Annotated in this window: 14 protein-coding genes; 5 read left to right on the forward strand and 9 right to left on the reverse strand. The window is 54.9% G+C overall.

Annotated features, from left to right (window positions below; all coding sequences use genetic code 11):
- Positions 1-38 precede the first annotated feature (38 nt).
- Positions 39-884 carry a MurR/RpiR family transcriptional regulator gene (locus ACR0L3_RS05475; RefSeq protein WP_480744283.1) on the reverse strand — a complete coding sequence of 282 codons (846 nt, stop codon included), beginning with the start codon at positions 882-884 and terminating at the stop codon, positions 39-41.
- Positions 885-1,026: 142 nt separating this feature from the next.
- Here ACR0L3_RS05475 and ACR0L3_RS05480 point away from each other — a divergent pair, with 142 nt between their 5' ends.
- Complete coding sequence (locus ACR0L3_RS05480) at positions 1,027-1,806, forward strand: beta-keto acid cleavage family enzyme (RefSeq protein WP_480744284.1); 780 nt, start codon at positions 1,027-1,029, stop codon at positions 1,804-1,806.
- Positions 1,803-3,119 carry an aspartate aminotransferase family protein gene (locus tag ACR0L3_RS05485; protein WP_480744285.1) on the forward strand — a complete coding sequence of 439 codons (1,317 nt, stop codon included), beginning with the start codon at positions 1,803-1,805 and terminating at the stop codon, positions 3,117-3,119. The genes ACR0L3_RS05480 and ACR0L3_RS05485 overlap by 4 nt, the downstream gene beginning before the upstream one ends.
- A 53-nt stretch (positions 3,120-3,172) precedes the next feature.
- On the opposite strand, the gene infC is transcribed toward ACR0L3_RS05485, so the two are convergent.
- From infC to cobA, 7 genes are all read right to left on the reverse strand, one after another.
- Positions 3,173-3,763 (reverse strand): translation initiation factor IF-3, encoded by a 591-nt coding sequence (infC, locus tag ACR0L3_RS05490; RefSeq protein WP_480744672.1) that lies wholly within the window; start codon positions 3,761-3,763, stop codon positions 3,173-3,175.
- A gap of 117 nt (positions 3,764-3,880) precedes the next feature.
- Positions 3,881-4,714, reverse strand: a complete 834-nt coding sequence (locus tag ACR0L3_RS05495; protein ID WP_480744286.1) for a ferredoxin--NADP reductase — start codon at positions 4,712-4,714, stop codon at positions 3,881-3,883.
- 106 nt (positions 4,715-4,820) lie between these two features.
- On the reverse strand, positions 4,821-5,228 hold the full coding sequence (locus ACR0L3_RS05500; RefSeq protein WP_480744288.1) for a DUF934 domain-containing protein: 408 nt from the start codon (positions 5,226-5,228) through the stop codon (positions 4,821-4,823).
- Positions 5,225-5,986 (reverse strand): phosphoadenylyl-sulfate reductase, encoded by a 762-nt coding sequence (locus ACR0L3_RS05505; protein ID WP_480744290.1) that lies wholly within the window; start codon positions 5,984-5,986, stop codon positions 5,225-5,227. Before ACR0L3_RS05505 ends, ACR0L3_RS05500 begins: the two co-directional genes overlap by 4 nt.
- The gene (locus tag ACR0L3_RS05510; protein ID WP_480744292.1) at positions 5,976-7,640 is read right to left on the reverse strand and encodes a nitrite/sulfite reductase; all 1,665 of its coding nucleotides are present in this window, start codon (positions 7,638-7,640) and stop codon (positions 5,976-5,978) included. The genes ACR0L3_RS05505 and ACR0L3_RS05510 overlap by 11 nt, the downstream gene beginning before the upstream one ends.
- A 66-nt stretch (positions 7,641-7,706) precedes the next feature.
- A complete protein-coding gene (locus tag ACR0L3_RS05515) occupies positions 7,707-8,021 on the reverse strand; it encodes a DUF2849 domain-containing protein (RefSeq protein WP_480744294.1) in 315 nt (104 codons plus the stop codon).
- Positions 8,021-8,797: a uroporphyrinogen-III C-methyltransferase gene (cobA, locus tag ACR0L3_RS05520; protein WP_480744295.1), complete on the reverse strand. Its 777-nt coding sequence runs from the start codon at positions 8,795-8,797 to the stop codon at positions 8,021-8,023. Before cobA ends, ACR0L3_RS05515 begins: the two co-directional genes overlap by 1 nt.
- 140 nt (positions 8,798-8,937) lie before the next feature.
- Between cobA and ACR0L3_RS05525 the strand changes: the two genes are divergently transcribed.
- Positions 8,938-9,417, forward strand: a complete 480-nt coding sequence (locus tag ACR0L3_RS05525; protein WP_170324770.1) for an Lrp/AsnC family transcriptional regulator — start codon at positions 8,938-8,940, stop codon at positions 9,415-9,417.
- Positions 9,418-9,423: 6 nt separating this feature from the next.
- On the opposite strand, the gene ACR0L3_RS05530 is transcribed toward ACR0L3_RS05525, so the two are convergent.
- Positions 9,424-10,596: a cytochrome P450 gene (locus ACR0L3_RS05530; protein ID WP_480744673.1), complete on the reverse strand. Its 1,173-nt coding sequence runs from the start codon at positions 10,594-10,596 to the stop codon at positions 9,424-9,426.
- 47 nt (positions 10,597-10,643) lie between these two features.
- Here ACR0L3_RS05530 and ACR0L3_RS05535 point away from each other — a divergent pair, with 47 nt between their 5' ends.
- Together ACR0L3_RS05535 and ACR0L3_RS05540 are read left to right on the forward strand one after the other, a co-directional pair.
- Positions 10,644-12,377: a sensor histidine kinase gene (locus ACR0L3_RS05535; RefSeq protein ID WP_480744297.1), complete on the forward strand. Its 1,734-nt coding sequence runs from the start codon at positions 10,644-10,646 to the stop codon at positions 12,375-12,377.
- Positions 12,374-13,603, forward strand: a complete 1,230-nt coding sequence (locus ACR0L3_RS05540; RefSeq protein WP_480744298.1) for a sigma-54-dependent transcriptional regulator — start codon at positions 12,374-12,376, stop codon at positions 13,601-13,603. The genes ACR0L3_RS05535 and ACR0L3_RS05540 overlap by 4 nt, the downstream gene beginning before the upstream one ends.
- Positions 13,604-13,853 lie beyond the last annotated feature (250 nt).

Genomic DNA, 13,853 nt, shown 5'->3' on the forward strand with positions numbered 1-13,853 from the left:
AGCCTCTACCACGTGTCGGGGCTTTATTTTCCTGTGTCTTAACTGCGACGCAGTTTCGGAGGCTTTGAGGGTTGCCAATAGGCTCCGGTATCCTCGCGCGCTTTTTGGTAAGCCTCCGTCCGTTGACGTGCTTCGTCCCCTCCTGCATCGAAAAGGTGACCCAAAAGGCATTCAAGTACGGCCATGGCGCCGGCAAAGCAGGAAAATGGGTGTAGGGCACGGGTGCTGACTGTAAATGCGACGTCAGGCGTGACCCCCGGTGCAATCACATCGCTGTCTGAGATCAACACCAGGCGTAAGCCTTTTTGTTTCGCAAAACGCATAGATTGGATAGTGTCCGCGGAGTAGGGGTGAACCGTTATCGCGAGCAGACAATCCTGATGATCGGCGTCCAACAAGTCGTCTGTTGCAGATCCGAAATGGCGAGGTGCCAGATGGATCCCCGGATGGGCCATACGCCCTGCATAGGAAAAGTAGTAAGCAAGTGCATAACTGGCGCGCGTCGCCGTCACAAAACAGCGTTTTGACGAAGCTATGTGTTCGACCGCCTTTCGCGCATTTTCAGGCTTCATCAGTCGCAGAGAGCGGGCAACGACATTTTGTTCGTTCTGCGCCAGTTTGGCCTGCGTAATGCTAAAGGCATCTTCAGTCTGCAGTGAGGTCAGCCAGTCCTGACCTAAATCATTCTCTCTGTCTGTCACCAATGCGTTGCGAAATGGGGCGCGGAATGCTTCGAAGCTGTCAAACCCTAAGCGCTGCGCCAGTCTTACCAATACATTTGAACTGACACCGATTTTGGCAGCGCTAGTACGGATTGGGTCGAGGCCGAAATCTCCGGGATGGTCGATAATGTACTTAGCCGCCGCTTGTAGTGCGGAAGGCATCTGCCGGATGTCTTGACGCAATAGGTTGGTGAGCTGGTTTGGTGTGGTCTCCATCAATGTAAAAAAACAAATGTTTTGAAAATGACAAGTAAAAAACATTGATTGTCGTATTAAATGACGGCGACAGCCCAAAGGAAAGTCCATGACTGAAAAGCAATTAGAACCCGAGCATTCAAAACGACCTTACATACTGGTCGCTCCAACAGGCGCACGAAGGGGGCCTTCGGATCACCCGGAATTACCTGTTTTAATGGACCAGATTGTAAATACTACGCGCACCTGTTTTGAGGCAGGCGCGAACGGGTTGCATTTGCATGTGCGCGACACAAACGGGCTGCATTCGTTGGACGCAGGACATTACCTTGAGGCAATAGCCGAGCTTCGGCAGGCTGTTCCTGAAATGGACATTCAAATTACGACCGAGGCTGCAGGCGTGTTTGAAGTATCCGCGCAGTTTAAATGTCTGCAACAAGTTCGCCCTGAATGGGCGTCGATTTCCGTGCGAGAGATAGCGCGGTCGCCTGAGTTGGCAGATCGGGTCTATGGTTTGTGCGCAGATGAGGGCATCAGAGTGCAACATATTCTATATGACGCCGAGGACGCGGCACTGTTGACGCGATGGCAGAAGGAACGGATCGTACGTGAGGGGCAGTTGGAAAGGCTGTTTGTTCTGGGACGCTATACATCCGGCCAGCAATCAAGCCCCACGGATTTGGATCAGTTTCCTAAGGATAGCCCCTCTTGGATGATCTGCGCCTTTGGTGCGAAAGAGCACGCCTGTCTTGAATATGCTGCCCTTCAGGGCGGAGACGTTCGTGTTGGGTTTGAAAACAGTCTGACCGACGAGAATGAGAACTTGTGGAAGGATAACGCCGCGTCCGTACGGGCGCTTGTTGCCAAATTGGAAAGGGCAGTCGAATGAGTCACGTTTTTCCTCGGCACACGAAAGCAAACCTGCCTATCGCCGCAGGGGGCGACGGATGCTACCTGATCGATGATCGCGGAAATCGTTACCTGGATTGTGGGGATGCAGCTGTGTCCTGTTTGGGTCATTCCAACCAGAAGGTCATTCAAGCCGTTCAAGAGCAGGTCCAACAAATCGCTTTCGCGCACACGGGCTTCATGACATCGGAACCCGCCGAAGCGCTGGCAGATTTTCTGATCGAACGGGCTCCGGGCGACTTGGACCGAGTCTATTTCGTCTCGGGCGGGTCGGAAGCAACAGAAGCTGCGATCAAGCTGGCTCGACAGTATTTCCTTGAGATCGGTCAGCCGGATCGAAGACACGTAATCGCACGACGTCAAAGCTATCATGGCAACACGCTGGGCGCTTTATCTGCCGGCGGGAACGCATGGCGGCGTGAACAGTTCGCGCCAATGCTGATCGACATGACGCATATCGCGCCTTGCTATGAATATGCCGAGAAACCGGCTGGTGAGAGCAGTTTCGACTACGGTCAACTCGTTGCTAATGAGTTGGAGGCCGAGATTTTAACGCTCGGTCCCGAAACGGTTATGGCCTTCATAGCTGAACCGGTTGTTGGTGCGACTTTGGGTGCGGTTCCAGCTGTCGAAGGGTATTTCAAGCGCATTCGCGAAATCTGTGATCGTTACGGCGTGCTGTTGATTTTAGATGAGGTGATGTGCGGCATGGGTCGTACGGGACATCTGTTTGCCTGCGATCATGACGGCGTTGCTCCGGATATCTTATGCATCGCCAAAGGGCTGGGAGCCGGTTATCAACCAATCGGCGCGATGATGTGCACGGCGCAAATATACGATGCCATCCGCGACGGTTCGGGTTTCTTTCAACATGGCCACACCTATATCGGGCATCCGGTCGCCACAGCAGCAGCATTGGCCGTTGTCCGAGAATTGAGCGAGCGTGATCTACCAGCAAGGGCGGGCGTCATGGGAGAGAAGCTGCAATCGGGGCTTGAGGCCGCGTTGGGGCAGCATCCGAATGTTGGGGACATTCGGGGGCGTGGGTTGTTCCGGGGCATTGAGCTTGTTGCAAATCGGGAGACGAAAACGCCGTTCGATCCTGCGAGTGGGGTGGCTGGAAAGATCAAGAAGGCAGCACTTGCTGAAGGGCTGATTTGTTACCCGATGTCTGGCACCCGAGATGGGCGGTTGGGCGACCATATTCTTCTTGCCCCGCCATTTATTATCGAAGAGGCGCAGATCGATGAGTTGGTCGATAAGTTAAGCAAGGCAATATCGGCCGTAATCTAATCAAAAAAGCCCCCTCAAAGGAGGGGGCTTTGAATGTTGGATCAAGCTTGATCCTATTTCTGCGGCAGGGGGCCGATCATCATGATCATCTGACGGCCTTCCATCTTGGGCATGTTTTCAACCTTGCCCAGATCCTTGATGTCTTCGGCCACACGTTCCAGAAGTTCACGGCCCAAGTTTTGGTGTGCCATCTCACGGCCACGGAAACGCAGGGTGACTTTGACCTTGTCGCCCTTTTCCAGAAACTTGAAGACGTTCTTCATCTTCACGTCATAGTCATGGGTGTCGGTGTTGGGTCGAAACTTGACCTCTTTCACCTCGATGACTTTTTGCTTCTTGCGCGCTTCGCTCTCGCGCTTTTGCTGTTCGTACTTGAACTTGCCGAAGTCCATGATCTTGCAGACCGGAGGGTTCGCGTTTGGCGAAATCTCGACAAGGTCGAGACCAGCGTCAGCTGCAAGTTGCATGGCTTTGGCGGGATGAACCACCCCGACGTTTTCACCTTCTGCGCCAATTAGGCGGATTTCGGGGGCACGGATCTTTTCATTGACGCGCGGTCCGGTATCTCTCTGCGGCGGCGCGTTGTGGGGTCTGCGAGCTATGGGTTCATTCCTTTGATGATTGCAGAATTTCGAGCCCGAAATCTAGACCGCCCCGCGCCCTGATTCAAGCGCCATCCGCGTCGAAACGGCTGAAATTCACAGGTTTTGCAGCGGGTTTTTGCACGGGCCACCATCATTCCGGTGGCCCGAACGAATGGATCAGCCCACAAAAGCCTTTTCGATCACGAATTCCTTGGGTTCAGAGTTGGCGCCTTCACGTAGGCCGAACTCTTCCAGGATTGTCTTGATGTCCAGGTTAAAGGCCAGCGAACCGCAGACCATCGCGCGGTCGGTGTCGGGGTTGATGCCGCCTTCGATGCCCAGGTCAGAAAACACTGTGCCGTCTTTAAGCAGTTCAGTGATACGGCCCATCTTAGGGCTCTCTTCCCGGGTAGTGGTCGGGTAGTAACGGATCTTGTCGGCAAAGCCTTCGCCCATAAGCTCGGCCAGCATTTCGTCCTGACGAATGTTTTCGATCAGCTGTCGCCCATATTCCAACTCGGCCACTTCACGGCAGGTATGAGTAATGATGATCTCATCATAGTCCTCATAGGTCTGCGGCTCGCGCAGCAACGAGGCAAACGGCGCAAAGCCTGTTCCGGTGGCAAAGAACCAAAGGCGCTTACCAGGCAGCAGCGCGTCGTGCACCAGCGTTCCAACGGGCTTGGGTCGCAGGATGATCTGATCACCCGCTTTGATGTGCTGCAGCTTTGAGGTCAGCGGACCGTCCTGCACCTTGATTGAGTAGAACTCAAGCTCTTCATCCCACGAAGGAGATGCGATGGAATAGGCACGCAGTAGCGGTTTACCGTTGTCACCCAGCAGGCCAATCATCACGAACTCACCTGAGCGGAACCGCAGCGAGGCAGGGCGGGACACCTTGAACGAGAACAGGCTATCGGTCCAATGCTTCACATCGGTCACGGTCTGGGCGTCCGGCAGAACAGGGGCCTTTACGGCGGTGGCTTCGGTCACGGGTTTCATCTCTGTCATCGTTTCACTGCCGGTGAGGTAAACCGACATCTCCGTTTAATCTTTGATCCAAGTCAGGAAAAGGGGCATGTGCCCCCACGTCCCTTAAATGTTACCGCTTGCTGTCTTAGCCGCGGAGGCGGGCTTGATAGCTATGGTCCTTCCAGTTGGCACGTGCCAACCATTGGTCTTCGGGTTGTCTAGTGGCCAACTCATTGTCGATCTCGACCTCGTCAAAACCGCTGCGGCGGGCCATGGCGTACTGATCCGCAAGAATGTGCCCCTTGGCACGCAGGCGACCGGTATAACCCTTTAGTCGCAGAATCCGCGCAATGGTGAAGCCACGCCCATCCGACGAGGACGGAAAGTCAACGCGCACCATTTGGGCGTTACCTAGTCGGTCAACCAGTTCATCCGGGTCAGTGTCAGATGAAACGTCCAGAGCGACGATGTCGTTCGCTGCGTCTTCCAGTGTGACAAAGCCGTCAGTCCAATCATCAGGGGCGAACCCCGTATCCGATACGATTACGTTCATGTTTTCTCTCCGGCGCGCACCAACTTGCCGTCAACAAAATGGATGCCGCATTCTTCCTTGTTCTGGTCGCGCCACCGTCCGGCGCGGGGGTCTTCGCCCTCTTTGACCGGTGAAGTGCAGGGCGCACAACCGATCGAAGGGTATCCTTTGGCCACCAGCGGATGCCGGGGCAGATTGTTTTCTTCCATATAGGCGCGAACATCTTCGGGTGCCCAATGGGCCAGAGGGTTAACCTTGATGCGGCCAGTACCGTCTTCAACCTCAAAGAAGTCTAGCGCGGCGCGACTGCCCGACTGGAATCGTTTGCGTCCGGTAATCCAGCCATCGAAGCCCGTCAATGCGCGCTGCAGCGGGAAGGTCTTTCGCAGGTTGCAGCACGCATCCATGTCCCGCAGGCGCAATGCGCCATAAGGGTCTTCGCGCTGTATATCCTCATCCTCGGCGCGGATGATTTGGACGTTTTTCAAACCCAAACGCTCACTGACTTCCTGCTGGTATTCCAACGTTTCGGTGAACAGCATCAGCGTGTCCACGAACAGCACCGGGGTCATCTTGTCGACCACTGCTGCCATGTGTAGCAACACGACCGATTCCGCCCCGAAGCTGGAGACCAGAGCAAGCTCTTCGATCTCCTCCAGCGCGCCATGCATGACGTCATGGGCGCTGTGGTGGCGGAACCGGGCATTCAGCGCCTCAACCTTTTCGGTCAGTTCGCTTCGGTCCTTGCCCAGTTCCGTTTGGATCAGGTCAAGCGGCATTCGCCTGAGCCTCGGGGTAGAGCGCTGCCTTGAACGGAGCCATACCGACACGGCGGTAAGTTTCCAGGAAGGTTTCTTCGGCGCTCTCACGCTGGTTCAGGTATGTGTCTACGATACGTTCAACAGCCGGAACAATCTCATCATAGGCAAAGCCGGGACCAGTACGATCACCGATGGCTGCGGTTTCAGTACCATCACCACCTAAAGTGATCTGATAGTTCTCGACGCCTGCACGATCCAGACCCAGGATGCCGATGTGTCCGACATGGTGGTGACCACATGCGTTGATGCAGCCTGAAATCTTGATCTTCAGGTGTCCGATATCGTGTTCCAGCTTCAGCTCGTCAAAGCGGGTCGCGATCTGTTGGGCAACCGGGATCGAGCGGGCCGTCGCCAGCGCGCAGTAATCCATGCCGGGGCAGGCGATGATATCGCTGATCAGGCCGATATTAGCGGTGGCCAGTTCGTATTCCTTCAGCTTCGCATGGATCGCTGGCAGGTCCGACTTGTGGACATGCGGCAGGATCACGTTCTGCTCATGGCTGATGCGCAGCTCGTCATAGGCGAACTCTTCGGCCAGATCGGCCATGACACGCATTTGTTCAGCCGTTGCATCACCCGGTGTTGCGCCGTGCTTTTTGATCGAAATCGTGACGATCGCATGATCCGCATTCTTGTGCGGTGCGATGTTGGTGTCGACCCATGACCGGAAGACCGGATCGTTAGCGTACGCGCTTTCAAAAGAAGCTACCGAACCTTCGCGGAAGGCAGGGGCAGCGAAGTGACCCTTGATCTCTTCCAGCAGGTTCATGTCTGCGCCTTTGAATTGCGGGCGGATCTTCAGATAGCGTTCGTTGACCTTGGCGCGGATGGTGTCGATACCATTCTCGTGCACGGTTATTTTGATACGCGCTTTATACTTGTTATCACGGCGTCCGATCTGGTTCCAAACCGAAACGGTGGCTTCCAAATAAGCCAGCAGGTCATCAAAAGCGACGAACTCTGACAGTTCCTTGCCGATCATAGGTGTGCGGCCCAGACCGCCGCCGACCAGAATGCGCGCGCCTAGAACGCCGTCACGCTCAACCAGTTGCAGGCCGATATCGTGCGCCTTGATGACGGCACGGTCGTTTTCGCTGCCGGTGATGGCAATCTTGAACTTACGCGGCATGAACTGGAATTCCGGGTGGTCGGTTGACCATTGGCGCAGCAGTTCCGCATAGGGTCGCGGGTCAGCGACTTCGTCCGCCGCAGCTCCGGCGAAATGGTCCGCTGTCACGTTCCGAATAGTGTTGCCCGAGGTCTGAATGGCATGCATGCCAACTTCAGCCAGCGCGTCCAGCATGTCTGGCACGTCTTTTAGTTTTGGCCAGTTGTACTGGATGTTTTGACGGGTGGTGAAGTGGCCATAACCTTTGTCCCACTTTTCCGCCAGCAGTGCCAATTGGCGCATTTGCGCGCTTGAAAGTGTGCCATAGGGGATAGCAACCCGCAGCATATAAGCGTGCAGCTGCAGATACAGGCCGTTCATCAGGCGCAGGGGTTTGAATTCGTCTTCAGTCAGCGATCCGTCAATACGGCGCTCGACTTGTGCGCGAAACTGCTTGTTGCGCTCTTCCAGGAATGCTGTGTCGAACTCGGAGTAGCGATACATGTCTAGCTGTCCTTAGTTGCAGCCCCGAAACCTTGGGGCCTTGAAGGGGAGAGAGAGGGCCGAAGTTTAGGCCCGGGGCTGCGTTGGTTTTTCCTGCTTGCCGTGGGCATAGTTGGACGGTCCGGTACGGCGGAAGTCCTCGCGGAAATGGGTGGGTTCGGGACCGTTGGCACCTGAGACGGCATCGGCCAGATAGGCGCCTACGATTTTGTTGGCTTGGCGTGTTGCATCAAGCAGACGGACCTGTGCGTGGGCCTCGTCTGTGATCAGCTCGGCCTCCGACAATTCGCGTGACCAGCGGTCATCTTCAGTCAGGTAAATAACGTCGCCTTCCAGCAGATCGTTGGCGGTGACCACTTTGGGGGTAAATGCGCGGGCCATCAGGCGTGCTCCTTCTTGAATTCGGTCAAAGCCTGAGCCGCCTGTCGCGGGGCAAGGCCGTAAAAAGTGAGGGTTGGGCCGTCCATTTCGGCGGCGTTCAAGTCACTGGGCAAATTGTCCAGCGTCGTTACCAGAACGCGTTGATCAATACGCGACGCGTTTTCGACCAGAGTCACCGGTGTTTCACGGTCAGCACCGTGCATAATCAGGCGACCCTGTATGAATCGGGCCGACTTTTTGCCCATATAGATCGCCGCTACGGACCCAGGTCGCGCAAGCGCGTTCCAATCGTGATCAGCAAAACCCTTCATGTCGTGGCCGGTCAGGAAACGAATTGACGAATTTCGTCCCCGACGGGTCAGGCTTTGACCGATGCCCGCGACTGCGGCAGATGCTGCTGTGATGCCGGGAACAATCTGCCACGAGATACCGGCAGCTTCGACCGCCTCGATCTCTTGATCCAGACGGCCAAATACGGTCGGGTCGCCGGATTTCAGGCGCACGATGCGCTGGCCTTTCAGGGCGTATTCAACCATTAGGGCGTCAATGTCTTCCTGCCTCCAAGAAGGCCCAAATCCCGCCTTGCCAACATCAACCAGAGTGGCCGTCTTGCCTGCCAGTTCCAGCACCTCGGCGCTTATCAGGCGGTCATGCAAAACGACATCAGCGCGCTCGAGGGCGTTCAGCGCCTTAAGCGTTAGCAATTCCGCATCACCCGGACCTGCGCCGACAAAGTCGACGTGTCCTTTGCCATCATATGATTGCGTAAGTTGCATGAGTGATTCCGTTTGTTTGACTTGGATTGCAATATAGGAAATATTCCCGTAATTACGCCATATGGGCGCTCAAATAAGAACAAACGTTCTGCCGCGTTCGAGATCAGGGACGTAAGTTCCGAAACGAAGGGAAAATTGGAATGTCGGTGCGGATTGATGACACGGATCGGAAAATTCTGGTCGAGCTGCAGCGGGACGCCAGCCAATCGCTGGATGAAATAGCAGCCCGTGTAGGTAGTTCCAAGACCCCTGTATGGAATCGAATCCGCAAGCTGAAAGGGGCAGGGGTCATTGGTCAGCAGACAGTTTTGCTGGACGCCGAAGCACTTGGATTTGAAGCGACGTTCTTTGTCCTGATCCGTACGTCGGAACACGAGGCCGAGTGGCAGCGCAAGTTCCTCAAAGCCTTGCGAGATCGCCCAGAAGTGCAAGAGGCGCACCGATTGGCGGGGGATATCGACTATATCCTGAAAGTTCGGGTCAAGAATGCGCGCGCTTACGACGAATTCTATCAGACACTGATTTCCGAAGTGCGCGTCCACAACGTGACGGCGTTATTGTCTATGGAAGAGATCAAGTCCACAACCATGTTGCCTTTGAACGCTCTGATCGAAAGCTGAGCAGAGTTAAACCTCAACCATCAACCGGGTCAGCCCGTGAAAATGGTAAGTGGAGGAATATTCCGGTTTGCCGCTCAGGCGCAGGTTAGGGCACCGCTCGAATAGGGCCCTAAGTGCAATACGCATTTCCAACCGTGCCAGCGGGGCTCCGACGCAGAAATGAAGGCCGCCCCCGAAGCTGGAGTTGGTGATAACTGGACGCGACGGATTGAAATGGTTTGGATCTGCCCAAACAGTTGAGTCCCGGTTTGCGGCACCTAGCAGCAACGCGATTTGATCGCCGCGCTTAAAGCTCTGTCCAAAGACTTCTACATCTTCATAGGCATAGCGCATGAACATATGAAGCGGAGGGTCGTAACGCAGTATTTCTTCGACCAACCCATCGAGCGCAAGGTCGTCTGGGTTAAGTCTGTGTTCCAGAACCGTTTTCACGCCGTTTCCCAACGAGTGGACAGTGGCTTCGTGCCCGGCATTTAGCAATAGAATGCAGGTTGCTATGAGTTCATCATGTGAGAGTTTTTCGCCATCTTCTTCAGCAGCGATCAGGCGCGTAATCAAGTCGTCTCTCGGCTCGGTGCGACGTTGATCGATGTATCCGCCGAGGAAGGCAGTGAAATCCTGCGCAGCGGTCTCCGCCGCGTCTTCGGTCTGGCGTGTGCGGCCGGCTTGATACATAGCAACCATCGCGTGTGACCAACGCAACAGGTCGGGCGACATCTCCTCGGGTGTGCCTAAAAGTCGGCAGATGGTGATTACCGGAACCTGCGTACAAAACGCGTCCAGTAAATCAAAGGGCGTGCTTGGAAAGCGGTCGATCAGCGTGTGGCTAAGGTCAGTTATAGACGGTTCCAGCGCGGTGATTGCACGCGACGTGAAGGCGCGCATGACCAAAGCTCGAATGCGTGTGTGTCGCGGTGGTTCGACCTCTAAAAGAGAATTTTCTTCGGTGACCAACCATGAAGCCAAATGCGCGGGACCGGGGACTTTTAGGTCAGCTGGAGTTTCGCGCCCAAAGCGGCGATCTTTCAACAATAGCTGAACAGCCCTGTGCGAGACCGCAGCGACTTTTTTGTAATCATACCAATAGACAAAATCGCCCTCAGCTCTGGCCCTGTCATAGAATGGGTAAGGGTTTTGAACGAAACCCGGATCAAGCGGGGACTGGAACACCGTCTTCATGCTGCACAGACTTGCCATGCGGCGCGTCGAATGCAAGACCCATAGTTATGCAAAGGGTAGCGGTGATCCTAGGATTTCTTTTTGCCGTCGGGCTGTTGTCCGTTGGAGTGTGGTCCTATGGCTATCGTCAGGCTTTATCCCAGTTGAGCGAAAAAGCTGAAGCGGATTTGGAGCTGGCAGCTGATAGGCTGAGTACACAGATGCAGGTTTACCAAGAACTTGCGGTGCTGATGGCCAAACATCCCGCCTTACGTTCGCTTGAAACTCCGAATGAGCGTCGTGCTGCTCGGGCCTTGTTATTGGACGTGGCAGACAAGACGGCGGCGGTCAACATGATGTATTTGGACCGGTCTGGTCAGGTGCTGACGTCCGCGCAGCCTGTGCCAGAGGTCAACATGGAAGGACACCCCGCCTTCCAGCGTGCGTTGCAAGGCGCGTTGGGTAGCGCACATGGCGTGGTGCCGACAAACGGTGATCGATTCTACTCGTATGCGGCTCCGGCTTTTGATGACGCGGGACAGGTAGAAGGCGCCTTGATGGTCGTTGCAGACGTGCAGGACGTAGAACAAACGTGGCGAGGCAGTACCGAAGCAGTTTTCTTTGTCGATGCAGAGGGTGTGGTTTTTATCTCGAACCGCTCTGATCTTTTGTTTTGGCGACGCGATGACGGGCAGAGTGGACTGACACCGCCAGAAGCGCGAGAGGTCTATTTCCGATCATCTTGGGTAGGCTCGCATGAGCTTTGGACGATGAACTGGGGCCGATACTTACCTAGTCGTGCCTTGCATCTGATGTTGGATTTGCCCGTGATCGACATGACAGCCGAAGTATTGGTTGATGTTTCTCCGGCACGGCGGCTGGCCGGGCTACAAGCCGCGACCGTTGCAGCAATCTGTCTTGCATTCGGGGCGCTGTTGTTCTTGGCTACCGAACGCCGGCGCGCTTTGGCCGAGGCGAACGTCGTTCTGGAAAGCCGTGTCGCGAAACGAACACGCGACCTGACCGTCGCCAACACCGCCCTGCGACGAGAAGTGCACGAACGACAAGAGGCCGAAGCTGCACTGAAACTCGCCCAAGAGGAGTTGGTTCAGGCAGGCAAGCTCAGTGCCTTGGGGCAGATGTCGGCGGGCATCAGTCATGAATTGAACCAACCATTGATGGCGATCCAGCAATTTGCCGACAACGGGGCTGCTTTTTTATCTAAAGGGCGGGAACAAAAGGCCTCAGAAAATCTGACCCGCATCTCCGACATGGCTGCCCGGATGGCGCGTATCATCAAAAACTTACGTGCTTTTGCTCGTAACGAAAGTGAACCAATGGGCAAAGTCAATCTGGTTCAGGTCATCGACACAGCCGTTGAGTTGACTGAGGCTAGATTGAAGGCGGATGGGGTTGCGATGAACTGGCAACGTCCTGAAGACCCCGTGTTTGCTTGGGGCGGAGAGGTGCGATTGGTTCAGGTGTTTGTAAACCTGATAAATAACGCCGCAGACGCGATGAGCCAGCAGAACGACCGACTAATTCACATAACAATAGACGCCAAAGAAAAGCTTGCCGTAATAGTGCGAGACATCGGCCCAGGCATCGAGAATACCGAGAAATTGTTTGAACCGTTTTATACAACTAAGGCTGTGGGATCGTCCGACGGGATGGGGCTTGGTTTGTCGATCTCATATGGTTTGGTTCAGAGTTTCGGTGGAAATATCCGAGGAACCAACGTTCACAATGGTGCAGAGTTTACTGTTGAGCTTGAATACTATCGGAAAGACAAAGTGGCATGATGCGCAAAGTTCTTTTGGTCGATGATGACGCCGCAGTTCGAGAGGCGCTGGCTCAGACGCTGGAATTAGCTGACTACAATCCTGTTTCAGCCGGGTCGTTTGTGGCTGCCAAAGATCATATTCGTGCAGATTTTCCGGGGGTAGTAATATCGGATATCCGGATGCCGGGTAGAGATGGCTTTCACTTATTGAATTACACGCGTGAGATTGACCCGGATTTGCCCGTCATCTTGTTGACCGGTGAGGGTGACATTCCAATGGCGGTACGGGCCATGGGGCAGGGTGCTTTCGATTTTCTGGAAAAGCCATGTGCCGCCGCGGACCTGCTTGAGGTTTTGGGTAGGGCATTTTCTGCCCGGACCCAAATACTGGAACAACGCGCTCTGAAACACGAATTGGAGCGCGGCGATCCCGCCGCTCGCTTGCTGTTTGGGTTGTCTTCTCAGGCCGAAGCGCTGCGAGAGCGAGTTCGCTCGGTGGCGCCGACAGGGGCGGAGGTTCTTGTAACAGGCCCTCCAGGCAGCGGGATTTCAAAGGTGGCTGAAGTTGTGCACCTGATGTCGCCCTACGGGCAAGGTCCGTTTGTTAAAAGGCCTTCATCGGGTTTGACACCAGACGCTCTGGTTCAGGTTTGTGAAGACGCCGCCGGAGGGTCCTTGTTTCTGGATGAGATTTCGGCGATGCCAGAAGCCACGCAATACGCCGCGCTCGAGTTGGTGGAGCAGGGGGTCAGCGCACGTATTCTTGCAGGCACAACGGCGGATTTGTCCCTCATGTCTGCCGAGGGGCGATTTCATGCGGATCTGTTCTATCGATTGGATGTCATGCGGGTTCGCATTCCATCTTTGGCCGAGCGGCCGGATGATATCCCTGTAATTTTTCGCCATTACGTTGCGCAGGCTGCAGAACAGGCTGGTATTGCGGAGCCTGAGATATCCTCGGAGCATCTTGCATCTTTGATGGCTAGTGACTGGCCGGGAAACGCGCGGTCGCTCATGTCGGCAGCAATGCGGTTTGTTTTGGGTATGCCGGAGGAGGTTACTCAGGCCACCGATCTGGGATTGAGTGAACAAATGGCCAGGGTGGAACGGTCTTTGTTGGTAGCTGCCTTGGGGCGACACAATGGAAAGGCCTCGGACGCAGCCAAAGCGCTGAAGCTGCCGCGAAAAACGTTCTACGATAAGTTGGCCCGTTATCAGATTCGTCCTGAGGATTATCGAAGGTAGCAAGGAGTGTTCCAGAACTCTTTTAGCTTATTTTCATAAGGTTAAAATGGTTGAGCCTATCCGTTCGCAGGCGCGGACTGCGATTGGTGGGTGTGGTCAAAGATGTGATTCTGCGTAGATGATTCGAGAAAGGTGCGAAAATCCGCACAACAGCCAATACGCCTGTGCGGATTTTCGCACAAAGTTCGTCGCGCCGAAAAAATATATACGAAAAGCGATTTTTAATATGCTGTTTTATAAAGAAAAAAAG

The sequence above is a fragment of the Ruegeria sp. CK1 genome (assembly GCF_056536545.1).

Bases quoted from the DNA above. Each gene is read 5' to 3' on its own strand.
- ACR0L3_RS05510 (WP_480744292.1), bottom strand. From the start codon at position 7,640: ATGTATCGCTACTCCGAGTTCGACACAGCATTCCTGGAAGAGCGCAAC.
- ACR0L3_RS05475 (WP_480744283.1), bottom strand. From the start codon at position 884: ATGCCTTCCGCACTACAAGCGGCGGCTAAGTACATTATCGACCATCCC.
- ACR0L3_RS05495 (WP_480744286.1), bottom strand. From the start codon at position 4,714: ATGACAGAGATGAAACCCGTGACCGAAGCCACCGCCGTAAAGGCCCCT.
- ACR0L3_RS05535 (WP_480744297.1), top strand. From the start codon at position 10,644: ATGCAAAGGGTAGCGGTGATCCTAGGATTTCTTTTTGCCGTCGGGCTG.
- cobA (WP_480744295.1), bottom strand. From the start codon at position 8,797: ATGCAACTTACGCAATCATATGATGGCAAAGGACACGTCGACTTTGTC.
- ACR0L3_RS05500 (WP_480744288.1), bottom strand. From the start codon at position 5,228: ATGAACGTAATCGTATCGGATACGGGGTTCGCCCCTGATGATTGGACT.
- ACR0L3_RS05480 (WP_480744284.1), top strand. From the start codon at position 1,027: ATGACTGAAAAGCAATTAGAACCCGAGCATTCAAAACGACCTTACATA.
- ACR0L3_RS05540 (WP_480744298.1), top strand. From the start codon at position 12,374: ATGATGCGCAAAGTTCTTTTGGTCGATGATGACGCCGCAGTTCGAGAG.
- ACR0L3_RS05515 (WP_480744294.1), bottom strand. From the start codon at position 8,021: ATGGCCCGCGCATTTACCCCCAAAGTGGTCACCGCCAACGATCTGCTG.
- ACR0L3_RS05485 (WP_480744285.1), top strand. From the start codon at position 1,803: ATGAGTCACGTTTTTCCTCGGCACACGAAAGCAAACCTGCCTATCGCC.
- ACR0L3_RS05505 (WP_480744290.1), bottom strand. From the start codon at position 5,986: ATGCCGCTTGACCTGATCCAAACGGAACTGGGCAAGGACCGAAGCGAA.
- ACR0L3_RS05525 (WP_170324770.1), top strand. From the start codon at position 8,938: ATGTCGGTGCGGATTGATGACACGGATCGGAAAATTCTGGTCGAGCTG.
- ACR0L3_RS05530 (WP_480744673.1), bottom strand. From the start codon at position 10,596: ATGAAGACGGTGTTCCAGTCCCCGCTTGATCCGGGTTTCGTTCAAAAC.